The organism is Streptomyces europaeiscabiei (assembly GCF_036346855.1).
In the GTDB taxonomy this organism is placed as follows: domain Bacteria; phylum Actinomycetota; class Actinomycetes; order Streptomycetales; family Streptomycetaceae; genus Streptomyces; species Streptomyces europaeiscabiei.
The window spans coordinates 37,046-61,625 of record NZ_CP107841.1 but is presented as its reverse complement, the minus strand read 5'-3'; the positions used below and the strand labels follow the sequence as shown (position 1 = coordinate 61,625).

The following is a 24,580-nucleotide window of genomic DNA, read 5'->3' as shown; positions in this document are numbered from 1 at the left end:
ACGGCCGGGCCGTCTCCGGAGGACGCCTTGATACCCCACATATCCAGCCGATCCAGACGCACGCTGGTGCTGGCGGCCACGCTCGGCACCGCCCTCGCGTTCGGCGCCCCGGGCGCCCTCGCGGGCACGCTCCCCGTCGCCCCCTCCACCGCGCCGGCCGCCAAGGCCCACGCTCCGGCCGCCGTGCCGGCTTCCCAGAGCGCGACCTGGGTGGCCGGCACGCGTGCCTACCTCGTGATCACCGCCCCCGGTGACAGTTCGGCGGTCCGCTCCGCGATCGCGGCAGGCGGCGGCACCGTCTTCTCGAACTTCGACGCCATCGGCGTGATCGTCGCCCACTCGGCGTCCAGCGGATTCGCCGCCACCATGCGCGCCGTCGCCGGCGTGCAGCAGGTCGGCGCCACGCGCACCTCGGACGTCCCGGCCGACGCCTACAACCCGGCGCTCCCGGCCAATCCGGCTCAGGCCTCGACCCCGGCCGGAGAACCGGTCCGGGCCGACATGAGCCAGATCAAGGCCGACCAGGCCTGGGCCGTGAACCCGGGCTCCGCCTCGGTCAAGGTCGGCATCCTGGACACCGGTGTGGACGACCGGCACCAGGACCTGGCGCCCAACTTCAACGCGGCCGACTCGGTCTCCTGCGCCTACGGCAAGCCCGACACCCGTGCCGGCGCCTGGCGGGACGTCGACACGCACGGCACCCACGTGGCGGGCACCGTCGCCGCGGCCAAGAACGGCAAGGGCGTCGTCGGCGTGGCCCCCGGGGTGACGATCGCCGCGGTCCGGGTCGCCGAGCCGGGCAACGCCTTCTTCTTCGCCGAGAACACCATCTGCGGCTTCGTCTGGGCCGGTGACCACGGCTTCAAGGTCACCAACAACAGCTACTACACGGACCCGTGGCAGTTCAACTGCCCGGACAACATCGACCAGGCCGCCATCATCGAGGGCGTCAAGCGCGCCCAGGAGTACGCCGAAAGCAAGGGCTCCCTCCAGGTCGCCGCCGCGGGCAACGAGAACTACGACCTCGCCCACAAGACGACCGACTCCGCGAGCCCGAACGACTCGACGCCGGTCACCCGCACCATCACCAACGCCTGCCTCGACATCCCGACCGAGCTGCCGGGCGTGGTCACGGTCGCGGCCAACGGCACGGGCGTCACCAAGGCCTCGTTCTCCAACTACGGGCAGGGCGTCATCGACATCGCGGCGCCGGGCAGCAGCGTGTACTCCACCGTCCCCGGCGGCGGCTACGGCAGCAAGAGCGGCACCTCGATGGCCGCCCCGCACGTGGCCGGCGTGGCGGCACTCATCGCCAGCGCCGACCCGGGCATCACCCCGGCGCAGATCCGCGCCAAGCTGGCCGCCCAGGCCAACGACATCGCCTGCCCCTCGGACAGCCGCTGCACGGGCACGACGGCCGACAACGCGTTCTTCGGCGAGGGACAGACCGACGCCCTCAAGGCCGTCGGGGCCACCCCGCCGCCCGGCAAGTACTTCGAGAACCTCGCGGACTTCGCCGTCAACGACAACGCGACCGTCGAGAGCCCGATCGCCGTCACCGGCGTGACCGGCAACGCACCGGCCACCCTCAAGGTGGGTGTCGACATCAAGCACACCTACATCGGTGACCTGAAGGTCGACCTGGTGGCGCCGGACGGCACCGTCTACACGCTGCACAACCGCGCCGGCGCCGGCGCCGACAACATCGCCCAGACCTACACCGTGAACGCCTCCTCGGAGGTCGCGAACGGCACCTGGAAGCTGCGCGTCAACGACAACGCCGCCTCCGACACGGGCAAGATCGACGCCTGGAACCTGACCTTCTAGCGCGCAGGGCCCGGCAACGCCCGCGTACAGCACGCACTGCGCCGGCGACAGCTCCCCGCCCGCGGCCGCGGACAAGGCGGGCTGCGGTCTGTTCGGCCAGAGCTGCGAACTGCTGGGCGGCAGAGGGCATGGGGGCCTCGGCGGCGGTGCACGCCGCGGTCGGGGCCCCACCATGCCGGACACCGTTCCCGGGAAGGCCGCGGACGGCCTGGGGACGGTGTCCGGCTCACCGTGCGCGTCCCTGAGGAGCTGCAGGGCGGTGTCCGCGCTGACCGGCCGGGCCGACCCTGACCCGGGGCGCACGGGAGACCGCGTACGCCTGGCCGGAGATCGAGACGATCGCCGTGGTGGCCTGGCCCCGTGGCGTTGTGACCAGGCCCCGTGGCGTTCGCCACCTGGGGCTGCTTGCGATCCGGCCCATGGGGCGCATCGAGGAGAGGACCGACCGTACGAAAGCCTGCTGCCGAGACCGGTGCCGGGTGACCTGACTCTGTGTCTGCTGCCGGAGGCGACGCATGATCGGCGGCTCCTGGAGACCGCGCTCGCGAGGTTCGCCGACGAGGAGCAGCTCGCCCTGCCCGGCCAGGCATGGCTGCGGACGTCTGCCGGGGTCCCGGCGCCTCCCAGGACCGGCTCCGCGTTCGTCGGCCGTCAACCGATGAAGGTGTCCGCCCTCATGGGGCCGGTGCTCAGGGCCCCTCGGCCGGAACAACAGGAAGGCGCCGTGCTGCGAGCCACGATGGCAGTCTCCTCCGGCTCCGGTCGGCGGCAGGCCGTGCACCTCCCGGCCGGCGGCAACCGTCGTCGTCGGCCGTCGTCGTCGGCCGTCGTCGGCCGGGGTGGTTGCGCGAGCATGCCCATGCGGCCTTGCCGCGACGGTGGGGTGGTGTGCGAGGCATGCGCGCCCCGAGCCCGGGCTGGTCTGTGCGCCATCGCGGTCTGCGGGATCGGCGCGCTCACCCTCCTCGCCGTGTTCGGCACGCCCGGCATGCTGGTGGTCACGCTGGTCTTCATCGGGATGGCGGTGCCGACGGCCGGGGCCACCACCCCGATCGAGGCGCTGCCCGGCTTCTTCCGCTTCCTCGCGGAGTTCGAGCCACTGCGGCAGATCACCGGCGGCATCCGCTCGATCCTCTGCTTCGACGCGCAGGGCGACGCGGGCCCGACCCGGGGCTGGGTGATGATGGCCGCCGGCCTCCTGGCGGCCGTACTGTTCGGCTTCGGCGTGCTGGGCTGGTACGACCGCAAGGGACTGCACCGCATCCCGGTCGAGACGGAGCCCGGGAAGAGCGCCGCCCCGGTGTAGCGCATCCGCTCCCGCATCACTTGGGGCGGGGCTGTGGTGCGGAGTGGCCCCGTGTGCGTGGCCCGTGGGGACGGAGGGCGGGCGCACCGTCAGGGCTCGGCGAGGGTCTTTCTCCCGGGGCCGTCGCCGAGCCTCTGGGTGGACGCGAGGTGCCCGCACGGCGCGGGGCGGCTCCCGGCACCCATGGAAACTGATCGGTTTTTATTTCGTCCGATTCGAGTTACCCTCGCGATATGACCACCGAAGTGAAGCCAAGTTCCAGAGAGCGGCTGCTGGAGGCAGCGGCCACGCTCACCTACCGAGACGGTGTCAACGTCGGCGTCGAGGCCCTGTGCAAGGCGGCGGGAGTGTCGAAGCGCTCCATGTACCAGCTGTTCGAGAGCAAGGACGACCTGCTGGCGGCAAGTCTGAAGGAGCACACTGCCTCCTTCGTGGCCGCTCTCCTGCCCCCGGCGGACGACGGCCGCACCCCCCGCGAACGGATCCTGCACGTCTTCGAGCAACTGGAGTCGCAGTCGGGCGCGCCCGACTTCCAGGGCTGCCGGTACCTGGCTGTGCAGATCGAGCTCAAGGATCAGACCCACCCCGCGAGCCGGGTGGCACACCAGATCAAGGCGAAACTGACGGCCTTCTTCCGTGCCGAGGCAGAACAGGGCGGCGCGAGCGACCCCGACCTGCTGGCCCGGCAGCTCATCCTGGTCTTCGACGGCGCCAGCGCCCGCGCGGGGATCGGAGCCGACACCATCACGGGACTCATCGCCCCCACCGTGGTCACCCTGCTCGACACGGCAGGCGTGCGCTGACGCCTCGTCCTTCCCGCGTTTCCCGGATCCTCGTCGGGCCCGCCCGGACGACCTCGCCGATCAGGCCGCCGGCCTGTGTCCCGGCGGCCGCCACGGCGGCACATCCCTGCATCTGCATGTGCATCAGAAACGTTTCGGGGCGTGTCGAGACCACCCGCGTGTGAGCGTTCGCCATTGCCCGAAGGGCCGGCGCTCCCCTCTCCATCCCGTTGGCCGCCCTCTCGAAGCAGGCACGTGTCTTCCGCGCTCCGTGCTCCGCGCCAGTGCGGCGGCGAAGATCGCCCCTTCGAGTGATCCTGTTGTGCGCCGTCCGGTGAGGTGGCGGTCATGGCGGCGTCGGCCGCGTGGGCCCCTGCCGAACCCACGAGGCCCAGCCGAGGCGGCCCCCCCCCACCGATACCGCCGCCGTCCTGAGGATTCCACGCCGGGGATCAGTACAGCCCTCCCCGGAGTGAGTCGCGTGCGAGGACTGGCGTGGGGGAGCAGGCGGAGAGCGTGGGCCCCCGACACGGACTCGGTCCGTGTTCAGCCGGGCACGCCCACACTCACCGGTTGGCCCTGGACGGCGGCACCTGCCGTCGGCGCAGTCGATCACTGCTCGGTCAGGGTGACCTCGTCGCAGTAGCCGTCGCCCGTTCCGGGGACGAGGTGGCAGTAGATGCGGGCGGCCGTCACACCTGCCCCCGTCGTGAAGGTCGTCGACTGCTTGGAGAAGGTGCTCGACGTGGTCGAGGCACTCGTGACGCGGAGCCGTTATAGCTATGGTGCTGTGAAGAGCAGCGGGAAGCGCAGGCCCAGCCACGGTTTGCGGCCCCAGACGACAACCTTGGCGCGGGCCATGACGGTGGGGACGGTCCAGCGGCCCAGGGCGAGGAGGAGGAAGGCCACGGGGTCGATGGCTATCGTGCAATCGGGGCGCCTGGGCGGGGTGTCGGTGACCGTGGGCACGCCGTCCGCGAAGGTGACGGCGAAGCGGTCGCGGCCGATCCGCAACAGATAGCACGCATGGTGGCCGGCCGCGCCGGGGTTCACTACACGCGGCATGGCCAGTCGTATGAAGGGCAGCGTGAACGCGACCACTTCTCGGTCGACCATGTGCGGCCCGCGCAGCGCGACCGCGATGTCGTATCCGTGCCCGAGCAGGTGCGTGAGCAGGTACGAGCCCAGGGTGGCCCTATCCATCGGCCCCATCGGCGTCAGCACCGCCTCCCGCGGACTGCAACCGGCCGCGGCCGCAACGAAGGCCCGGGCCCTGTCCGCGATCTCCGCGCCGAGGACCGCCGGATCCCGCTGCGGGAAGACGGCCAGAGCCGCACGGTTGGCCGCCGCGAGACCGCTCGGCGTCCCATCGCCGTAGGGACGGTCCTCGCCCGCCCCGATGTCCCCCATCAGCTTCCCTGCCAGCGCGAGGTGCGCCGCCGCCTCCCCCACCGTCCACTCCGCGCCGGGCAACGGCGTCCGCGGGTCGGCTCCCGCCTCGAGCAGCACCGCGATCCGGTCGGCAGTGGCGACAATGGCCCCCTCGAGTGTCATGGGCACGATCGTGTACGCAGTCGGACGTCCTGTCCAGTGCCCTGTCGGTCCCGCTCCCGCCTGTACCTGAAGAACCACTACTGACCTCCTTTCGGATTGTCCTCGGGCGCCGGGGGCAAGGGTCGGACCGGTTTCGGTGAGGCAGCCGTTGATGGGTTCGGGATGGCACTGGATGTGGGCGAGGCCTCGGCGGAGGGTGCGGGTGAGGTGCTCGGGATCGCTGAATGCGGTGCTGGCCGTCCACCCGCACCGTAACAGGGGCCGGACACCTTCCACCGGGTTCAAGTCCGCTCTGCAGAAAGGAAGTTGGGCGATGGTGGGTCAGTCGTGGCCGGCTGCGTACCTACACCCGCGGCAAGGACCGCATCCTGCGACGCATCACGTGAGCCGGATCGGCGAGGAGTGCCAGGGCGCCGAGGGTGCCGTTGCCTGGGCTGCATCCGCCGGCATCCCCGTCACGCCGAAGTCAGCCAGGATCGAAGAACTGCTGTGCTCACACGAGACCTTCGCAGAAGACCTCTTCAGCACACTGCTCGACCAGCCGGGCTTCCCGGCCTGCGACGCCGGGGCGAGGCACGCATAAAGTATCCGGATGATCATTGGAGGGGGCAGGTACGCCCGAAGTGCCGTCTGTACGGCACTGCTTGCCCTTGCCGCCGCAACAGCCGGATGCAGCAGGGCAACGGACGGTGGGACCGCGCAGCCCACCGACATCGTCACGTCCGCGCCTGATCCGAGCGAAACAGCCGGGCGCAAGGCATGCATTGACGCGTGGGCCAAGGCCGTCCTCGCCCACCCCAGGCACTGGAGTCCGGGTCTGGAGGAAACGCCCGAAGAGTGCCCAGGGCAGTTGGGAGACACCTGGGCGACCCTGTACGTGCTCGGCAAGGAGAAAGCCGAGAAGGAAAGGGTGAAACTTCCGCCGATCGATGACGGTGCTCCGACCGCGGCGCTGTACGAGGTGCCCGGGGAGATCGAGCAGTTGGTGCAGGAACACCAGGGGCCGGGCGACGAGGAGATCGAAGAGCCGACCGCTCCCCGAGGGACATGAGCACTAACCGCCTGGCCGCCGTGCTCTTCGACGGCGACTGGACGGCCGAGGACAGCGCGCTGTCAGTGCCCCGCCGTAAGGTGCCGGGCGTGGCACGTCATCGGCCTCGACCCGCAGTTGTCACCACCCCCGGCCCGCACCGCTGTCCGGAAAGCCCGACAGAGAGCAGATCCCGCCGTGTTCCAGGAGACCCCCATCTTCAGCCGCCTAGTCGACGAGCGCGGCGACGTCCCCGCCCAGGTACGGGGCGAGGCCGAACGCATACGACACGACTTGGCCCGCGTTCTGCGCCAGGCGCCCGCATCCTCCCTGAGCACACCGCGCAACGCCCCAAGCCCGACGGCTCCCTCCACCGTCTTGTAAAGGTGCGAGGGGCCGGCCGCTTGCCGTGATCTGGCGCAGCACGTCTCACCCCTTCGGTCCTGGCCGCACTGATGGCGTCCTGCGGCCCTGCGCCTGGAACGGCCCTCGTTGTCAGTGCCGCATGGCATGGTTCGGATCATGTTCGAGGGACTTGATGACATCGACTGGGCATCGATGGAGCACGCGTACGGCACCGCCGAGGAGGTACCGGCACTGCTGTGGGCGCTGCGTTCCCCGCACACCGAGGAACGCCGCACGGCCCTCGACCGCTTCTACGGCGCGGTCCATCATCAGGGCAGCGTGTACCCGTCGACGGCGGCCAGCCTGCCCTTCCTGTTCGAGCTGGCCGCCGACGGCACCACGTCTGAGCGGGCCGCCGTCGTCGCGCTGCTGGTCAGCATCGGCCGGGAGTCCCTCGACCTGGGCTTCGAGGACGACGGCACCGAGATCGAGTACTACCCACCGATGGGCTGCGGGCAGGCCGTCGCCTTCCTGCGCGAGCGGGGTGCGCAGTTCGCCGAACTCGCCCGCGACCCCGACCCGGACGTGCGCCTGGCCGCGATCGGCGGGCTCGGACTCTTCCTCGACGACACCGACCGGGCCGCCGCCGTGCTGCGCGAGCGGCTGGCCGCCGAGCAAGATATCGCGGCGCGGCTGTGGATCGTTCAGGCGGCGGCCACCCTGGCACTGCGCCTGCCGGCGGCCACGCAACAGGTGACGGGCTGGCTCTCCGGGCTCGCCGCCGACCCGGCCCATGGCCCGGTGACCCGGCTCGCGGCCGTGGTCCAGCGAGCCCGCTGCGCCCCGGATGAGATCGGTGAGGATGCCGTGCCGGTCGCCGTCGGCCTGCTGCGCGAGACCGCCCACGCCCTACCCGTGCAGCCGATCGCACCGGCCCCGAGCCGCCCGGCGGCACCCACGGACACAGTCGCGCCCCAGATCATCGCCGCCTTCGAAGATCTCGACCGGCACACGCGCGTGTACGCACCGACCACAGCCCTGCTGCGTACGTTTCACGAAGCCCTGGGAGCCCGGGTCCCCGAGCGCACCGCAGTGCTGGCCGAGCAACTGAGCAGCCCCGACCCCGGCTCACGCCTGGACGCAGTCCGGATGAGCGGCGAGCTGATGCGCACCTGGCGCGGGGGTCACACCAGGCTCCTCCTGCTGGTCGCCGGCCAGCTCACCACGGCTGACCACGAGGTCGCCGCCGAGGCTACGGCCGTCCTGGAGGCATGCCACGCGATCGCAGCCCCGGCCCGGGAGGCACTCGCCGCGCACATCGACGCCCAACGCGCCGCGTACGGACCCCACGTATGGGCGACCCCCGACGTACTGCTGCGCAGAAGCCACCAGGAGGCCGTCCGGGCCCTGGCGCGACTCGGCGACGCACGCGCGCTTCCGAGTCTGCTGGCCGCACTGGACAGCGACGTCGACGCCTGGCGCGCGATCCAGTGCGCAGGGCATCTGCCGCAGGCGGCGAACCAGTTGGCGCCCCGGCTCCGCGACCACCTGCACCGGCTCGACCTCTCCCAGCAGCGGAACGAGATGAGCGCCGCCGCGATCCTGACCGCCCTGGCCGCCCTCGACGATCCGGCCTCGGTTCCTGTGCTGGTGGACACGCTCGGCGCTGCGGCGCGCCATGAGCAGCACGGCGTCACGCGATCAGCCCTGAAGGCACTGAGGGCGTTCGGCCCGGCGGCAACCGGAGCACGGGCCACGATCCGGTCGCTGACCACCGCCACCGACACACACGTACGGCCCGCCGCTGTCGCCGCGCTGTGGGCCACCGGCGGCGACCTGGCCGAGGTCATGCCGCTCCTGCTCGGCCTCCTCGACGACCCGATCACCTTCCGGATCAGCGACGCGGCTGATCTGCTCGGACAGATAGGCCCGCCCGCCTCCACCGCACTTCCGCGCCTGCGAGGCCTCCTGACACACGACAACGAATGGGTCAGGGTGCACTGCGCGGCCGCGCTCTGGGAGATCGCCGGCGAGGCCGAGGCACCGCCCGTCCTGGACACCCTGCTGCAGGCCATGGCCAAGAACCCCGCAACGGCCAACCACGTCGTGAACTGCCTGGACCGCATGGGCCCCCTCGCGGCACCGGCCCTGCCCCTGCTCCGCGAGCAACTGGCCCAGCCCCGGCGCGGCGGCAGGTTCCAGAGCATCGACCACGACGAGGAACTCCAGCAGGTCAGTCGTACCCTCATCGCCCGGCTCGATCCCCAAGCGCCGGCTGGTCCGCCCACCTCGCCCCCGACGACGCGCTCCGGCTGCCCCTGACCCGGCCGGCGCCGAGCACACCCCACCGCGCGCCCCGGGCACCACCGCCGAACGCGCGGCCGCGCACCTGGGCGACCGTAACGCGCCCGCACCGGCCGCCCTCACAGCTCGCGTCGGCACGGTCCGCCTGCGGCTACCAGCACATCGAGGCGATCACGGACGCCGCCTACACCGAGGACATCACCCGCTCCTTCCCGCTCAGCCCCCCGGGCGCGCCCCGCCTCGTCAAAGGGAGCGAGACGCCCCGATCCGAAACCGGAGCCTGGACGACAAACGGGCGGCCGCGGCCGCACATGCTGCTGCCCTCACATGGACCGGCGAAACGGGCGACATCAAGGCAGCCACGATCCTGCTCGTCGACGACATCTTCACCAGCGGGTCGCAGCTTCAGCAGGTCGCACTCCGGCTCCGGGCATCCGGCGCCGCCGACGTCCGCGGACTCGTCCTTGCGCGCGTCCCCTGAAGCGGATGACCGGCGGCTGGGCAACACCCCAGCCAGCAGGGGAGAGGGGGATCACTCCCATCCGGCGCTGAACAGCGCGCATTCGAGCAGGTCGGGGGCTGCACCAGGCGGCCAGGCGCCGGTGGAGGCCAGCTGACGGGCGGCTGCGTGCATGAAGGACCTCCGCCAGGAGTACGATACCCACGTCCGCCGCTACCTATGGGGCGGACACTTCTGGTCCGGCTCCTACTTCGCAGGCTCCTGCGGCGGCGCACCCCTGACCGTCGTCCGCCAGTACATCGAGAACCAGCAGCGGCCCGTGTGAGCCGGTGACCCAAGGCGCAGTGAACTCCGGCGCTCCGGGCCTCCGGGCCTCCGGGCCTCCGGGCCAAGGATGCGCTACACCTCCGCCCTGAAGGACGGAGCACTGCGCAAGATCAGAGGTAGAAGCGGCGAACGAAGACGTCCGACTTGCCGTTGGTGTCGCCGGGCACGATGTCGTCGGCCGTGGACTGGAACACCACGTCGCGCCCACCAGCGCTGACCGCGTCGGTCCCGGCCGAGGCGGGCTGGTTCGAGACGATCTCGTCGGTGCCCGTCTCCAGGTCGCGCAGCGTGAGCGACGGTCCGTTCGTGTCGTGAGGGGCGTACAGCAGATAGCGGCCGGTGGGATCAATGGCCACGCCCCGCACGTTCGGCACCAGTTGGTCGGTGCCCGAGCTCACGTCGTGGACGTAGGTGTCGGAGCCCGAGAGGTAGACGACCTTGCTGCCGTCCTCGCTGAGCTGGACGAGAGCCGCCGCCTTGGACGGGCCCTCGATCGGGTCGGATGTGGTGCCGTCGGTCCGGTCCCACACGAAGACGTCCTCCGCCTTGCCGTCCTGGTAGGCGAGATGGCGGCCGTCACCGCTGATGGACGGCCAGGACGGGAGAGTGTGGTCGAAGTTGGCGATGGACTTCTTGGTGTTGTAGTCGTCATAGTCCAGAATCTCGATGCTCTGACTGGACGACTGTGGCTTGTAGCGGCGTTCGACGAGGGCGATGTAGCGGCCGTCCGCGCTCAGCGACGGCTGGTTGCAGTTGTACCAGCAGTTGGCGGAGATCTCGGATGTCGTCCTCACCTGAACCTGGCGAATCCGATTGTTGTTGAACCACACGTGCGGATAGGCGAGATATTCCCCGTCCCCGCTGATCACCGGGGGCTGGAGTGGGCTCTGGGTCCCCATCCGATTGGTCTGCCTCGTCCGCTGGTCGCGGAGGAACACCCTGTCGCCTACCGTCGTGTCGCCGGGTATCAGGTTCTTTGCCGACGACGTGAAGACGATACGGCGGCCGTCGGTCGTGATCGAGGCGCCTACGGAGTTGTCGTCGGCCTGGGTGCCGTCGGCCGCGACACTGATCCTCTCGACACCGGCACCGCCGTCGCCCGCGATGCCCGTGGACTCGGCTGAGGCCGCTCCGTGCGGCACCGCCGTGACCGCGCAAACCGCGACCGCCGCGGTCAGGGCGGCCCGCACACGTCTGGTGGTGCTCCAGTTCGTGTTTCCCCTCATCTTCCCCCCATGCAGGACACGGCCTCTCCTCCAGTTCCCCACCGGAGGCCCACAAGCATGCAACCGTGATGGCGCTGTGGGGTCAAGGCGTCACATGACGTATTGAGAGGCGTGGTTTCGGCCATGTGAGGGGGAAACACCGCGGGCCACGCTGGAGGCGCTGGCCTGCGCGGCCCCGGACTGGCTGACCGGGGCGGTGCCCGTCCGGGAATGGGCCGAACGCTACGGCCCGCGGACCCACTCCCGGCATCCGCCGGCTTCTGCGAGCCAGCGCGAGGAGATGGCCCTGGTCTACGGCCGGGACGCATTCACGCTGCTGGAGGCGGTACATGCCCCTGATGCCCCGGCCTGGCTGCGCGAACTCCCGGCGGTGCAGGTCCTGCGCACGATGCGGGTGCAGAACTACCACCGCACCGCAACCGAGGCCGGAGCGGAGGTGAAGCGGCGGGAGAGCAAAGACCTCCCGCCCGGGCAGAATGAGGCTGGCCTCTCCGTACGACACCGACGCCCGCCACGGACTTCCTGCGACGATGCCGATGATCAGGACTCAGCTACCGGCCAGGCACCGGTCTCTGGACTCACTGATGTGGATCTTGTAGCCGGTCCACCAGGAGAGGTGCGCAGGCGGCGGTGCTCGTCGAAGTCGTAGTTCGGGGCATCGGCGGCACGGGTATGCCATGTTCTGCCGCGCGCATGCCACGAGCGCGGATCCAGCTTCGGCCGAGGGGCGTCAGTGCGAAACGGAACAGCTGGCCTGGGGCTCGGTGAAATCCGCGGCGATTACGCCATCATCAACCCGGCGACAGGCGCCATGGCGCAGGTGCTGCGGGGATTCTTACTGCTCCTTTGGATCGCCCTGCTCGTCGCCACTGTCGTCAACCCGTCCGCAGTCGACGACAATGCCGTTGTCACGACAGCGGTCGTGGCCGCGGTCTACGCCCTGAAGTTCGGATGGCGTCGGCTGACCGCCCGGCTTGGTGTGAACAGGTGTTACCTGTGCGCGGACGGCGTCGCCGTCACCAACCGGTTCGGCCGGCTACGCGACTCCGTGGCGTGGGACGAGGTGACCGGGGTGCAGCAGACGGCATTGGTGGGTCTCGTCCTGGGCTGCCACCGCATCGAAATCTTCAGAAGCCGTTCCGCCACGCCCCTCTGGTTCATGGCGCCGGGAGTGAAGTCCGCCCTGGTGCAGGCTCTGCTCGACGAGGGCAGGCGCAGCGGCGCCCTCCAGTAGCGCATGCAGGGCCATTGACGGCGACTCTGACGGCAACGACGTCACGCAGAGGCACATGATCGCCGGCTTGGGTGATCAGAGCAGGCACGGGCACTTCTCACAGAGGGTGCCCGATCCTACGGTCCAGCTGGTCCAACAGGTGCTGCCGTCGGCGCCGTGCACGTCGAGGTCATCACGTACTGCGGCGGAGGTGGTTCGAGCGGCTCCACATCCGCTACGAGCGACGCGCCGGTCTCCACCAGGGCCTGCTCGAAGAGGCGCGCAGTTTCATCTGCTCGAGTACTGGACGCAGTTGGGCGGTCCGACGTCGAAGCGAGCAGCGGTGCTGGGCCGCGCGGCCCAGCGGGACCTTGACGACAGAGACTCGCGGTCCCTGCTACCCGGGGAGGCGGAAGCCGTTGAAGAGGTCGTCCATGGCGTGCAGGGCCAGGCGGGCAGGGGTGGCACGGACAGCGAGGTCGCGGGCCGCCACTACGAGCGGGTTACGCAGGGCGCCCAGGCGGCCGACCCGGCGGGCGCGGACGCGCACGGCGTCGGTACGCCCGCGGCGGGCGGCGGTGTACGCGGCGAGGGCGGCCGGGACGGAGTCTGTGCTGTCTGTGCCGTCTGCGCTGTCTCCGGCGGGAAGCAGGTGCGCGAGGAGCACCGCGTCCTCGATGGCCTGGCAGCCGCCCTGGCCCAGGTTGGGGGCCATGGCGTGGGCGGCGTCGCCCAGCCAGGCGATCCGGCCGTGGTGCAGGGTGGGGAGCGGGGCGGCCAGGTCGTAGAGGTCGTTCTGGAGGACGTCGGCAGGGTCGAGGCGGCGGATGCGGTCCAGCAGGGCTGGAATCGGGTCGTGCCACGAGCCGAAGCGGCGCCGGAGTTCGGCGCGGGGGTCGGCCGACCGGGTGCCGGCCGGGAGGACCGCGGTGGCGTAGAGGTAGAACCGGCCGTCGGAGAGCGGGGTGACGCCGAACCGCTCGCCCCGCCCCCAGGTCTCGCTCATGGCCGGTATCCGGAGGTCCGGGGCGTCCACGATGGTCCGCCAGGCGGTCTCGCCGATGTAGTGCAGGCCGGGGTGGGCGGGGAAGTACGCGCGGCGCAGCGGGCTGTGGATGCCGTCGGCGGCGACGACCAGATCGGCGGGAAGGTCCGGGCCGACTGCCGTACGGATGGTCGGGCGGCCCGCGGCGTCGTCGACGGCGGTCACGGCGGTGCCGTAGCGCAGGGCCTCCGGCGGCAGGGAGGCGGCCAGGGCGGCGGTGAAGGCCGGGCGCGGGACGGCGATCGGGGGCATGCCGTAGCGGGCTGCCATGTCGGCGGTGTCGGTCCGGGTGAGCCACTGGCCGTCGGAGCGGCGTACGCCCATCGTCGTGGGTACGGCGCTGCCGGCGGCGCGGGCGGCGTCGACGCCGATGGTGTCGAGTGCGCGCAGGGCGTTGGGGGCGAGGCCGATGCCGGCGCCGGTGGCCGGGGGTTCGGGGGCGCGTTCGCAGACGGTGACGTGCCAGCCGCGGCGGTGCAGTGCTACGGCGGCGGTGAGGCCGCCGATTCCGGCCCCGGCCACCACCGCGTGACGTTTCGGCATGGAGCACCACTTCCGTTCGGTTCGAGCACCCTCTCCAGCCGCAGAGCCCTGCCTCTGCAATCGTAGAGTCAGGGCATGCCAGCACGGGCTGCGCGTTGCGCGCCGGGATCACGGTAGTCCCACCCGTAGGCGACCATGACGGAGCTGCACGGCTCGGCGCCAGGCCGAGCGCAGCGTGGACAAACCGCAGGTGTGACGGGAGCCGTCGCGCGATCCTTCTGGGCGAAGCGGACATGACGCAGACGCGCGCTCTCCTCGACGACGTCGCGCAGAGCAATGACCGCCGCTACCGTGTTGAACAGGCTTACGATCCGGGGGAAGTCATGAGCAGCGACAGCGACAGCGACAAGCGGGACGACCACGACCAACACTCCAGGCGTCGTGCGGAAACGCTCTGGCGCATCGGCTTCGCGGTCGCCCTCATAGCCTGGTTCTGCTTCCTCATCTACATCGCTGACGACCCCGGCCCGGTGTGCGGCACGGGCCAGGACAAAGGCCCCTGCTAGTGCCGCATCAAGCAACGTTGGCCCTGTTGTGATGTGACGCGCCGTCCCGCAGGGCGGCGCGTGTCCGACAGCCTGTCCGAGTGGCAGAGCGAGTACGAGTCCGAGAGATCGACGATGACGAGGGCCGGCGGCTTCTGCGGATCATCCGCAGGGGGACCGGGTCGGTGGTGACGTGGCGGCGGGCCCAGATGGTGCTGCTCTCCGCGCAGGGCATGCCGGTGGCGAGGATCGCCGAGGTGTCGTTCACCAGTGACGACCGGGTCCGCGATGTGATCCACAACTTCAACACCGACGGCTTCGACTCGCTGTATCCGAAGTACAAGGGCGGGCGGCCCAGGACGTTCACGCTGCCCGAGCGCCGTGAGATCAAGAAGATCGCCAAGTCCAGGCCGACGGAACACGACCTGCCCTTTTCCACCTGGAGCCTGGCCAAGCTGGCGGACTTCCTGGTCGCCGAGGGGGTGGTCGACGACATCAGCCACGAGGGCCTGCACATCCTACTCCGCGAGGAAGGCGTCTCCTTTCAACGCCTGAAGACGTGGAAGACCTCCCGCGATCCGGACTACGCGGCCAAGAAGGCCCGCGTCGAGCACCTCTACGCCATCGCCGACGGCGAGGTCATACCCGAGGACGGCGAACCCGAAGTCGTCTTCTGCATGGACGAGTTCGGACCCCTCAACGTGATGCCCGCGCCAGTGAGGTGAGGCGAACAGGCTGGACAGGGTAATGGTCTCGGGATAGGTGGCGAGCTCGATGATGAGGGCAGCCCGTTCTGTGAACCTCACACTCCACGCCGACGCTCGCCCACGAGCCCGGTCTCGTAGGCGACGATCACGAGCTGGGCACGGTCGCGCGCACGCAGCTTGCTGAGCAAGCGTCCGATGTGGGTCTTGACCGTGGCCAGGCTCAGATGGAGGTGCTCTGCCATCTCTGTGTTGGACAACCCTCGCGCGATCAGACCGAGCACCTCCAGCTCCCGGTCGGTGACCCCGTCCAGCGAGCGGCTGGGCGGGCGCGCAGGCTCCGGACGGCGGGCGAACTCCGCGATCAGGCGGCGGGTCACCGAGGGAGCGAGCAGTGCCTCGCCCGCGGCAACGACGCCGACGGCGGTGAGGACCTCGGACGGCGGGGTGTCCTTGAGCAGAAAGCCCGCGGCGCCGGCGCGCAGGGCGGCGTAGACGTACTCGTCCAGGTCGAAGGTGGTGAGGATGAGGACGCGGACGCCGGACAGGGCCGGGTCTGCGCAGATCTGCCGGGTCGCCTCAATGCCGTCAAGGTCCGGCATGCGTATGTCCATCAGCACGACGTCCGGCCGTTCGCGGCGGGCGAGTTCGACGGCCTCCGCTCCGTTCGCGGCCTCGCCTACGGCCGTCATGCCGGGCGTGTGGTCGACGAGGACCCGGAAACTGCCGCGCACCATCGCCTGGTCGTCGACGATCAGTACCCGGACCGGGGTCACGTCGGTCATGGTCATTGGTTCCCTTCGACGGGCAGGCGGACGGACACCGCGAAGCCGCCCTCCGGCCGGGGCCCCGCCTCGAAGCTGCCGCCGTACATCATCGCCCGCTCCCGCATCCCCAGGAGTCCATGCCCGCCCGGCAGTTCACCGCCGGACCGCCCGCGTGCGGACGGCGGTCCCTCGTCCGCGACATCGATGCGGACCTCTCGCGCATCGGCCTCGACCGTGACCTGACAGCGGGTCGGTGCTGCGTGGCGGACCGCGTTGGTGAGGGCCTCCTGGACGATCCGGTAGATGGTCAGCTGTGTGCCCTCGGCCAGACCTTCCGTGGCATGCACCGTCAGGTCGACGTCCACCCCTGCCCGGTGTGCCTCCGCGGCGAGCGAGTCGAGGCGGTCGAGATCCGGTACGGGTCCCAGAGGCGCGCCCTCGGTACGCAGCACGCCGAGCGTGCGCCTCATCTCGGTCAGTGCGGAACGGCTTGTCTCCTCGATGACCTTGAGGGCGGCCCGTGCCTCCCGCGGGTCGGCCTCCGCCACATGCCCGGCGACGCCCGCCTTGACGGCGATCAGGCTGAGGTTGTGCGAGACGATGTCATGCAGTTCACGGGCGATCCTCAGACGCTCCTCGTCCAGTGCGCGCTTCGACCGGCGCCGCAGTTCACGGGCCGCCTCGGCTCGGCGACCGCGCACAGTGAACCCCACGGCCCAGGCCCCACCGATGACCAGGAGCACAAGCCCGGCCATCCCGACGGCGCCTTGCTGGTCTTCGGCGGGAGTGACCACCGCCTCGCTCAGGTAGACGGCACCGCCCGCCACCGGCAGCGTCACCGCGAGTGCGAGCACGGACTGGCGGGCGGGCTCGGCCAGTCCGACGAGGTAGGCCGCGAGCCCGGCGGCCGCGTACGGCTCACGGGGGATGTCGAGGAGCGACGCCGTGGCCAGGGCGGCCAGCACGGCCATCAGAACCGGGAGCGGCCAACGGCGGCGTACGGCGATCGGCAGGCCGACCGCGGCGGCGATCAGACAGCCGAGCCAGGGCGGCCCTGTGAAGGCGGGTTGGCCGTCGTCGGCGGTCAGCCGGGCGAAGCCGACGTACACGGCGGTCAGAGCCAGGGCCGCGCTGAGGTCGAGGGCGTACAGATGGCGTTGCCCCTTGGACTTCATGGCCCGACCGTACCTGTAGGCGGGCACTCAACCGGCCTGTCCCAGCAGCACCATCAGCCCGAGCGTCACCAGTGTCAGCGGCACCCAGCGCAGCACCGCTGCCCGGCTGGGACGGGGCGCCTCACACAGCAGCGCCAGGCCCAGCGGCACCAGCGCGACGCACAGTCCGGCCAGGGCCACCAGCGACAGAGGAGTGGTCCCCTTGAGCACCCCGAGAGGCAGTGCCGCGGTGAGGCCGAGTGCGGCAGCGCGGACCGGGCCGAGCACCCGGGTACGCCAGGCACCGAGGGCAAGGACCAACCACCCGGCGAGGATGGCGACGTTCAGCGTGGCGAAGACGTGAAGGGCGCCGTAGCCGGCGGAGACCGCTTCGGTGGCGGGCCCGACCCCCTCGGAACGCACCAGCTGAAAAGCCAGATGGTCCACCCCCGCGTGGAAGGTGCGGGCGAACAGCCCGAACATGACCAGCACCCCGCCCCACAGTCCCCAGCCGGCGCTGCGTACCCCGATCCGTGCGGCCACCACGGCCACGGCGGGCCAGAGCAGCAGGCTACCCGCGCCAAAGAGGCCGTATGCGGTGGCCATCAGGGTGGGGTGCCGCTCGTACGCGGTGAGTTGATCGGGGTAGAAGAAGTGGAAGCGGGCCCGCAATAACGCGCCGGTCAGCATCAGGAGTGGGCCGAGCACCATGGCAGTGCCGCCCACCCAACGTCCGGGGAAGCCGGTGGCCTCCAACCGTTCCACAGGCAGCGCGCCCCGCAGTCGGGCGCCGATCGTTGTCACCGGGGTGGACATGGATGTCGTCGGGTTCGTCATACCGATGACGATGCCCGCGTCTTCCCTGCGGGGCGTCGGACCAGGAGCTGAACCCCAGGGTCAGACCTGGGTATGACCCATCGGGCTGCCTGAACAAGCACTGCCTCCAGCCCGCTGCAGGAGCAATCGACGTCTTGGCGAAAGGTCCTACAGCAAGTGTGGTTGCGTCCAGGGAAGTGGTGTACGGGTTCGACCTGATCCAGGAGTTTGCGCCGGCTTCTGGCTGATGCCCGCATAGATGAACGACCACCGGCTGCTTGGCCGGGTGTCAGGGCACAGAACGTGGCGGCCTGGTCCAAGTGGAGTCCGCCATCCTGGGCGTGCCCGAGGCGCCCGTCGGGGCGAGTGCGGGCGGCGGCGTACAGGGCCAGGAGGCGAGTGCCGCCGCGGTGGCCCTTTTTCTCGCGGATCTTCCGGTCACCCACAGCTTTCTGCGCCCAGCCGGAGATCCTCGCGCGGGTGGTCTTGCCGAAGGGGAAACGGGCGGGGCTGCTCGGGCAGCAGGGTGGGGACGGTGACCGCGACGGGGTCTTCGGAGCGGGAAGTCATCGCTTCGGCGACGGCGCCGGGGGGTGCCCCTATGTCTTTGGTCAAGCTGGTCGGGTGTGGGTTCGGGACGTCTGGAACGATGTGTCCGTGCATGCTGATGATCAGGTTGGCGAGGGTGTCCCCGCGGAGCTCGCGGCATTCCTGCGGGGTGCGGTCGACGGCCGCCCGGTGAAGATCGCTCCTTCCATCTGCGAGGGGTGCGGCGGTCGTGTGTTCTTCGTGCTGGTCAACACGTCCGGAGCGGAACGCGAGTGTTCCGGCTGCGGCAGCCGTGCGTTCATCGCGGACAGTGAGGAGTACTGGAACGAGGAGTCCTGGGAGGACGACGAGCCCGGTGCGGCCGGCTGCCCGTGCGGCAGCGAGGAGTTCGAGGCCGCGGTCGCGTTCTCACTCGCCGACGACGGATCCGTCCGTTGGGTGACCCTTGGCCTGCAGTGCATCAAGGACGGATTCTCCGGCGTCTATGCCGACTGGAAGATCGACTACGGACCCACGGATCACCTCCTGACCATGGTCTAGATCTGCTGAGCGGCGGCCCGGACAGGCTGGGGTTCGTAGAAGGTTCCGTCGCGGAGCATCGCGAACAGGACGTCGGCCCGACGCCTGGCGAGGCAGAGCAGGGCCTGGGTGTGATGCTTGCCCTGCGCGGTCTTCCTGTCGTAGTAGGCCCGGGAGGCCGGGTCGCCCAGGGCGGCGAACGCGGAGAGGAAGAAGGCCCGTTTGAGCTGCTTGTTTCCTCTCCTGGAGGGCTGTTCGCCGCGGATCGATGAGCCCGAGCTCCGGGTCGCCGGGGCAAGTCCTGCGTAGGCGGCGAGGTGGCCGGAGGTCGGGAAGGCGCTGCCGTCACCGGCCTCGATCAGGATCCGGGCTCCGGTCCTGACACCGACTCCCGGCATCGACGTCAGGACCTTCGAAAGAGTGTTGGGCAGGCGCTTGTCGAACGCCTTCTTCCCGGCCGGTGTGACGGCGGTGGCATGGTGTTCGCCCTTGCCGGCGTCCAGGCCGAGGAAGACGTCGATGTCGCCGGTGTCGATCACGTGCAGGCCCCTCCATCACGCTTTCGTCCGGCCTGCCACGGCACCGAGCTGCCACATCCACGTTACGGAGAGCTCTTCGGGCCCGGGTGAAGCCGGTGCTCAAGCCCCTCATCAGCGGTCCGTCGATGCCTCCGGGACCGACCCCCGGCGTCGTGGAGGGTCATGTCAACCGGATCAAAATGCTCAAGCGCCAGATGTTCGGCCGTGCGGGATTCGCCTTGCTTCGCAAACGAGTCCTCCTGGCCACGTGAGCGTTTGTCAGTGTCTGCTGGAATGCTGGCTTCGTCCGCGAGAGCGATACCAGGAGCCGTGCATGGGAACGTGGGGAACAGGCCCATTCGACAGCGATCTCGCTGCCGACTTCGTCGATGAACTCGAGGGACTGACTCCTCAGAAGGTCATCGAAGTGCTCGAGCGAGCATTCCAGCGAGTCACTCCCGGAGGACGCGTGGATGGCGGCGACGGCACCGATGCGGTGGCCGCCGCGGCTCTCGTTGCCAGCACAATCCCGGGCAGCGGGATTGTGATCGCCCCTGATGACGGACCCAGAGAACCTCTGCCGCAGCTCCCGTTGGCTCTCCGCACGTCAGCCGTGCTCGCTCTGCAGTGCGTACTCCAAGACGGATCGGAACTGCTGACCGGCTGGGTGGACAGTGCCGACGCCGCTCAGTGGCGCCACGAAGTCCAACGGATCGCGGAGGCCCTGGGACCGATCGGTCACGAGCAGTAACCGCGCCACACGAAGTGGACCAGAGCCCGTTCTCGCGGACAGAGCCACCGTGCCAAAGACGTACGGGCTGGGGCCGATGCCCTGGCGTGGGAGTACGGAGACCTACCGCCCGCACCGCGCCAGTTGCAATGATGCGGGTACCACAAGTGTGCTGGACAGTCCGTGATGCGGATCTACCCGAATCCGCGCCGACGCCTGGCCTGACGGTCAGACGGCGCGCAGTCGAGGGGGGTCAGGCTGCTCCGGCTCGGCCTCCGCAACAACCGTGAGGGGAACGGGGGCCTCGGTGTCGGTGGTCTCCTCCGCCCGGCGGCGCAGCTTCGACCTAAGGCTGATCAGCCCGCTCTTGACTTGCGGCGCGGCCTTCACCGCAACGGCCCCCAGCGCGACGCCCGTGCCGAGGATCACCAGAGCCGCCTTGGTTCCGTCGAACAGCACGGCGTGCGTGTTGAGCGTGTTGTCGTCATTCCGCGCCAGCGGGCTCTTTCCGCCCGGAGTGCTCGACTGCGAGAGGTGTGTGTCGGAAGGATGCTCTACCAGCATCAGTTCCCTGATCGAGTCACCCCAGTTGAACTCCATGACGCAACTGTAGAGGCGGCCTGGCGCGCCGCGGCCCGGAACGGCATGGTCTCCACTTTGGTCAACGGACGAGGCCCCGAAGACCCTTTGTCGGGGACTCCGGGGCGGGAGAGGATGCGTCCATGATCGACACGAATGAGAAACCCGAGAAACAGGCCGCGATCGCCGCGGCGAAGGACGGTGAACTCCGCCTGCATGACCCCGCCGTCCGGGCCTCCGCCGTCGGCGTCCGGCTGTTCGACCCCGAGTTCGTCGAGATCGGCGCCTCCGGGCGGCGCTGGACGTACGAGGAGATGGTCGCGGCCCTGCCCACCCTGCACGGCGGAGTGGACAGCCCGCACATCGAGGCCTCCGGGATGCGCGGGGTGCTCCTCACCGCGGACCTCGTGCACCTGACATACAAGAGCGTCATCGCCGGACGCCGGGCGCGCCGCAGCTCCCTGTGGCGCAAGGGCCAGGGCGACACCGGATGGCGGCTCTACTACCACCAGGGCACTCCCGTCCCCGAGGGCTGAACACACCTTCAGTCAGGGCCTTCGGGCCTCCCCAGGGGATGGCCTGCCGACCGCCATAGGCGGCGACACGCGCGTGTCATGTGTGTTTCGTTCTGCTGCGTCGATAGGAAGTCACGCAACCCGATTGGAGGGACCGCGTCAGCGGCAGAGCTTGTCCAGGTCCTCCGAGAAGGACGGGAACTCGGCCTGTGCCTCGGTGATGATGTCCCGGGCGGGTCGGCGCGCCGTGGTGGCGTGGCGCTCGGCGAGTTCGGTCAGTGCCGGGTTCGGTCGCGCTTCGCGCTGCTCGTACTCGACGACCTCCATCGGGCCGAGGCCGTCGGCCAGCAGCCACAGGAAGTCGGACAGGTTTCCGGCCACGACGCCGCGTCCGCCCTCCGAGCCCAGGAACACCACGGGCTGTTCGGCGAGGGGCCGGCCCGGGCGCACACGCCACAGGGCGACGAGGCCGCCGGTGCCGTCCTGTCCGAAGACCCGGTAGGCGTCGTTGTCCAGTTCGTGGTTGCCGGTCCAGTTGCGGATCCAGTCGGTGGTCTCCTCAGCGGAGTCGAAGGCGTCGTAGGGCTCGAAGTCCACGCCCTCGCCGTCGTCGTAGTCAAACTCCACCTGGGCGACGGCGGCCAGGGCGGGCGGGAAGCGGCGGTCGTCGCCGGTCGTCTCGATCATGCCCGCAGGCTAGCCGCCGCCACTGACAACGGCCCTGGCCGACGGAGATGTCCACTGATCCCCAAGGCCGAACGCGCTTGCTCCCGGACCGGCAGGCAGGCCGACCTGTCGTCCGCATCATGCGCCGCGTGAAGGCCATCTGGAACATGTGTGTCCGGGTTGTGACCCTGATCGTGTGATGGTCCGGCCGCTGGTCACCGCCGGGTACTCACCACACCAGTGAGGACCCTCTACTTGTCGAGCGGCTCGGCGAGGTGCGCCTGCGCGACCACGTCGATCCGTCGGGCGAGGTCGAAGTCCGCTTCCGTCAGCTTGTGGCCGACGTCGTGCGTGGTGATCCCGAACCGCAGCTTCCCCACCGCAGATCGATGTCCGCGTGATGGCCGATCAGCCGCTCGACGTCCGCGACGTGCACGATCATCGCCACGCCACCGTGATACCGGATCCCGTACGAGCGGGTGATCTCATCCCCCTCGCGCCGCCACCCCGGCACCGTCGCCAGGGCGGCCGTGATCTCGTCCTCGGTCAGCGGCACCGGTGCCTCTGCCACGTCAGCTCCCCTCGGTCACAGGCGCCAGAACCTCCGCCAGGTCCCGGCCGACCGGGGCATCCTGCCACGGCCGCATCGCCCGCTGAAGGGTGACCAACTCCCGCGCCATCCGGGCCGACCGGGTCTCGACGGCGATGTCCGCCACCGCACGGGCGATCTCCAACGCCCGGTCCGGCTCGCCCACGCCGGCCGCCGCGGTGGCGTGCCGGGCGAGGTACACGCCGCGGTCACGGCGCGCCGTCTCGGGGACGACGTCGAGGACTTGGCCCCACAGAGAGACGGCCTCTACGCCGAGGCCGAGACGCCCGTGGCAGGTGGCGCTGCGCCGGGCCGCTCGAGGTACGGCGTGAGGGCGCACCCGCGTGGGAGGTGCCGCTGGAGACGCTCACGTGCAGCTGCTCGTGCCACCGTAAGAGCCCCCGGGCCAGTCGCAGGCACCCCCGTTAGGGCGGCCGGTCCGGGCCCCGTCCGGGTCTTGCGGATCTCGAACATCGCACCCTTGCGCTGGGGTGTTGCGACGATCGCTAGAACTCAAGCGTTCCCCTGGGGCCAATGGACTCGTTCGAAGCCACGGGACCGGGAATCGGGCAAAGCACGAACCACGATTGGACCAAGAGCGCTGACGTCCCTTATCTGCCGGGAGCCCGCCTGCCCGGAACCGCGACACCGCCGGACGCCGCGGCGTCGAGGAGGCAGCGGAAGGTGGGGCACTCCATGTGGCTCGGCGCGGGGCACGCGGCGGCATGGCGCAGGGAGTCGCGCAGTACGCCCAGTTCACGGATCCTGTGGTCCAGTTCCTCCACCTTGGCCGCCAGCATCTGCCGGTCGATACGCGGCTGCCCGTCCGGCGCGAACATGAGCGCGATCTCGTCGAGCGAGAACCCGGCCGTCCGCCCCAGCGCGATCAGCGCCAGCCGCTCCAGTACGCCCGCGTCGTACTGGCGGCGCAGGCCCCGTCGGCCCGTCGAGGAGATCAGACCTTTCTCCTCGTAATAGCGCAGGGTCGATGCTGGGACCCCGGCGCGGTGCGACACATCGGCGATGTCCACTTCTGCCATTCTGCTTGACCTCAAGTCGACTTGAAGTAGAACGCTGTCATCCCGGCACGACGAAGGCAACCAGAAGGAGAGAAAGTCATGGACTCTGCGCGCAGTGCCGACGACGAGCAGACAGCCCGCTGGAAAGGGCCCGCCGGTCAGGCGTGGGGCGAGCTGAAGGGAGTACTGGACGAGATGTTCAGGCCCATCGAGGAGCTTCTCGTCGATGCCGTCGCCGCCGAACAGGCTCGGCATGTGCTCGATGTCGGCTGCGGTACGGGCGGCCTCACGCTGGCCGTGGCGCGACGGCTGGGTCCGGGGGGCCGCTGTGTCGGCGTCGACATCTCCGAACCGATGATCAGCACGGCCCGGGAGGACGCCGAACAGGAGGACGTACCGGCGTCGTTCGTCTGCGCCGACGCACAGGACCACGCCTTTGAACCCGGCGCCTTCGACGCCGTCATCTCGCGGTTCGGTGTCATGTTCTTCCTCGATCCCGTCCGGGCCTTCGCCAACCTCCGGCGCGCTGTCAGGGACGAGGGCGCGCTGCAGTGCGTCGTCTGGCGTGATCCGGCCGAGAACCCGTTCATGACGACGGCCCAGCGCGCCGCGTCACCGCTGCTCCCGGACCTGCCCGTCCGCCGGCCGGACGAGCCGGGACAGTTCGCCTTCGCGGACGCGGACAACGTCCGGCGCATCCTGGCGGAGAGCGGCTGGGCCGGGATCGACATCCGGCCGGTCGACGTGGTCTGCACCCTGCCCGAGCAGGAGCTGGTTCGTTACTTCACCCGGCTCGGTCCGGTGGGCATGTACCTGCCCGAGGTGGACGAGCAGACCTGCGGACGGGTCGTCGAGACGGTCCGTGCCGCCTTCGAGCCCTTCGTGCACGGCACGGAAGTCCGCTTCACCGCGGCCTGTTGGACGGTCGGCGCCCTAGCCTCGTCAGCGGAATTTTGCTGAGGCCCGGCCCTCTTGCGTGAGCGCGGGCGCCCGGCGCATGGTGAGATC

The 24,580-nt window shown here is 70.1% G+C and carries 20 protein-coding genes and 5 pseudogenes; 13 read left to right on the top strand and 12 right to left on the bottom strand.

What is annotated here, in order from left to right:
* The first annotated feature begins 66 nt into the window (after window positions 1-66).
* The 3 genes and pseudogenes from OG858_RS00290 to OG858_RS00280 all read left to right on the top strand — a co-directional run bounded on the left by OG858_RS00290 (window position 67) and on the right by OG858_RS00280 (window position 3,936).
* Entirely contained in the window at window positions 67-1,827 is a 1,761-nt protein-coding gene (locus OG858_RS00290) for a S8 family peptidase (protein ID WP_319067597.1), read from the top strand.
* A gap of 922 nt (window positions 1,828-2,749) precedes the next feature.
* Window positions 2,750-3,133, top strand: a pseudogene (locus OG858_RS00285) (DUF3533 domain-containing protein); the annotation flags it as partial.
* A 233-nt stretch (window positions 3,134-3,366) separates the two neighbouring features.
* On the top strand, window positions 3,367-3,936 hold the full coding sequence (locus OG858_RS00280) for a TetR/AcrR family transcriptional regulator (protein WP_327747628.1): 570 nt from the start codon (window positions 3,367-3,369) through the stop codon (window positions 3,934-3,936).
* A 759-nt stretch (window positions 3,937-4,695) separates the two neighbouring features.
* Here OG858_RS00280 and OG858_RS00275 read toward each other — a convergent pair.
* Complete coding sequence (locus OG858_RS00275) at window positions 4,696-5,469, bottom strand: maleylpyruvate isomerase family mycothiol-dependent enzyme (RefSeq protein ID WP_319316858.1); 774 nt, start codon at window positions 5,467-5,469, stop codon at window positions 4,696-4,698.
* Window positions 5,470-6,319: 850 nt separating this feature from the next.
* Here OG858_RS00275 and OG858_RS00270 point away from each other — a divergent pair.
* From OG858_RS00270 to OG858_RS00255, 3 genes and pseudogenes are all read left to right on the top strand, one after another.
* On the top strand, window positions 6,320-6,520 hold the full coding sequence (locus OG858_RS00270) for a hypothetical protein (protein ID WP_319316862.1): 201 nt from the start codon (window positions 6,320-6,322) through the stop codon (window positions 6,518-6,520).
* Window positions 6,521-7,021: 501 nt separating this feature from the next.
* The gene (locus tag OG858_RS00260) at window positions 7,022-9,166 is read left to right on the top strand and encodes a HEAT repeat domain-containing protein (protein WP_328543741.1); all 2,145 of its coding nucleotides are present in this window, start codon (window positions 7,022-7,024) and stop codon (window positions 9,164-9,166) included.
* Between the two features lie 623 nt (window positions 9,167-9,789).
* Window positions 9,790-9,933, top strand: a pseudogene (locus tag OG858_RS00255) (transposase); the annotation flags it as partial.
* Between the two features lie 112 nt (window positions 9,934-10,045).
* Here the strand turns inward: OG858_RS00255 and OG858_RS00250 are convergent.
* Complete coding sequence (locus OG858_RS00250) at window positions 10,046-11,161, bottom strand: TolB-like translocation protein (protein ID WP_327742869.1); 1,116 nt, start codon at window positions 11,159-11,161, stop codon at window positions 10,046-10,048.
* A 733-nt stretch (window positions 11,162-11,894) separates the two neighbouring features.
* Between OG858_RS00250 and OG858_RS00245 the strand changes: the two genes are divergently transcribed.
* Window positions 11,895-12,395, top strand: a complete 501-nt coding sequence (locus OG858_RS00245; protein WP_327742868.1) for a hypothetical protein — start codon at window positions 11,895-11,897, stop codon at window positions 12,393-12,395.
* A 376-nt stretch (window positions 12,396-12,771) separates the two neighbouring features.
* On the opposite strand, the gene OG858_RS00240 is transcribed toward OG858_RS00245, so the two are convergent.
* Entirely contained in the window at window positions 12,772-13,962 is a 1,191-nt protein-coding gene (locus OG858_RS00240) for an FAD-dependent monooxygenase (RefSeq protein ID WP_319067600.1), read from the bottom strand.
* Between the two features lie 233 nt (window positions 13,963-14,195).
* Here OG858_RS00240 and OG858_RS00235 point away from each other — a divergent pair, with 233 nt between their 5' ends.
* Both OG858_RS00235 and OG858_RS00230 read left to right on the top strand, forming a co-directional pair.
* Entirely contained in the window at window positions 14,196-14,468 is a 273-nt protein-coding gene (locus tag OG858_RS00235; RefSeq protein WP_086748139.1) for a hypothetical protein, read from the top strand.
* Window positions 14,469-14,548: 80 nt separating this feature from the next.
* Window positions 14,549-15,169 (top strand): annotated as a pseudogene (locus tag OG858_RS00230) (helix-turn-helix domain-containing protein); the annotation flags it as partial.
* Between the two features lie 80 nt (window positions 15,170-15,249).
* On the opposite strand, the gene OG858_RS00225 reads toward OG858_RS00230, so the two are convergent.
* Genes OG858_RS00225 through OG858_RS00215 form a run of 3 tightly spaced genes read right to left on the bottom strand, consistent with a single transcriptional unit; the run spans window position 15,250 to window position 17,909 of the window.
* Complete coding sequence (locus tag OG858_RS00225) at window positions 15,250-15,942, bottom strand: response regulator (protein ID WP_408059366.1); 693 nt, start codon at window positions 15,940-15,942, stop codon at window positions 15,250-15,252.
* The gene (locus OG858_RS00220; protein WP_327742866.1) at window positions 15,939-17,093 is read right to left on the bottom strand and encodes a sensor histidine kinase; all 1,155 of its coding nucleotides are present in this window, start codon (window positions 17,091-17,093) and stop codon (window positions 15,939-15,941) included. The genes OG858_RS00225 and OG858_RS00220 overlap by 4 nt, the downstream gene beginning before the upstream one ends.
* A 27-nt stretch (window positions 17,094-17,120) precedes the next feature.
* A complete protein-coding gene (locus tag OG858_RS00215; protein ID WP_327742865.1) occupies window positions 17,121-17,909 on the bottom strand; it encodes a hypothetical protein in 789 nt (262 codons plus the stop codon).
* Between the two features lie 636 nt (window positions 17,910-18,545).
* On the opposite strand from OG858_RS00215, the gene OG858_RS00210 reads away from it, so the two are divergent.
* Entirely contained in the window at window positions 18,546-18,977 is a 432-nt protein-coding gene (locus tag OG858_RS00210) for a hypothetical protein (RefSeq protein WP_086748135.1), read from the top strand.
* On the opposite strand, the pseudogene OG858_RS00205 reads toward OG858_RS00210, so the two are convergent.
* Window positions 18,974-19,375, bottom strand: a pseudogene (locus OG858_RS00205) (transposase); the annotation flags it as partial. The gene OG858_RS00210 and the pseudogene OG858_RS00205 overlap by 4 nt on opposite strands.
* 433 nt (window positions 19,376-19,808) lie before the next feature.
* Between OG858_RS00205 and OG858_RS00200 the strand changes: the two are divergent.
* Window positions 19,809-20,225 (top strand): DUF4259 domain-containing protein, encoded by a 417-nt coding sequence (locus OG858_RS00200; protein WP_086748134.1) that lies wholly within the window; start codon window positions 19,809-19,811, stop codon window positions 20,223-20,225.
* Between the two features lie 207 nt (window positions 20,226-20,432).
* Here OG858_RS00200 and OG858_RS00195 read toward each other — a convergent pair whose 3' ends face one another.
* Entirely contained in the window at window positions 20,433-20,804 is a 372-nt protein-coding gene (locus OG858_RS00195; RefSeq protein ID WP_327723082.1) for a hypothetical protein, read from the bottom strand.
* Between the two features lie 122 nt (window positions 20,805-20,926).
* Here OG858_RS00195 and OG858_RS00190 point away from each other — a divergent pair, with 122 nt between their 5' ends.
* The gene (locus tag OG858_RS00190; protein ID WP_327723081.1) at window positions 20,927-21,319 is read left to right on the top strand and encodes a nuclear transport factor 2 family protein; all 393 of its coding nucleotides are present in this window, start codon (window positions 20,927-20,929) and stop codon (window positions 21,317-21,319) included.
* A 138-nt stretch (window positions 21,320-21,457) separates the two neighbouring features.
* Here the strand turns inward: OG858_RS00190 and OG858_RS00185 are convergent, their stop codons facing one another.
* The 4 genes and pseudogenes from OG858_RS00185 to OG858_RS00170 form a co-directional block, all read right to left on the bottom strand.
* Complete coding sequence (locus OG858_RS00185) at window positions 21,458-21,985, bottom strand: SMI1/KNR4 family protein (protein WP_086748131.1); 528 nt, start codon at window positions 21,983-21,985, stop codon at window positions 21,458-21,460.
* Window positions 21,986-22,215: 230 nt separating this feature from the next.
* Window positions 22,216-22,520 (bottom strand): annotated as a pseudogene (locus OG858_RS00180) (4a-hydroxytetrahydrobiopterin dehydratase).
* A gap of 16 nt (window positions 22,521-22,536) precedes the next feature.
* Window positions 22,537-22,893, bottom strand: coding sequence for a hypothetical protein (locus OG858_RS00175; RefSeq protein ID WP_328543740.1), 357 nt, complete (start codon window positions 22,891-22,893; stop codon window positions 22,537-22,539).
* A gap of 271 nt (window positions 22,894-23,164) precedes the next feature.
* Entirely contained in the window at window positions 23,165-23,593 is a 429-nt protein-coding gene (locus tag OG858_RS00170) for a helix-turn-helix domain-containing protein (protein ID WP_107482310.1), read from the bottom strand.
* 78 nt (window positions 23,594-23,671) lie between these two features.
* On the opposite strand from OG858_RS00170, the gene OG858_RS00165 reads away from it, so the two are divergent.
* Complete coding sequence (locus OG858_RS00165; protein WP_328543739.1) at window positions 23,672-24,532, top strand: class I SAM-dependent methyltransferase; 861 nt, start codon at window positions 23,672-23,674, stop codon at window positions 24,530-24,532.
* Window positions 24,533-24,580 lie beyond the last annotated feature (48 nt).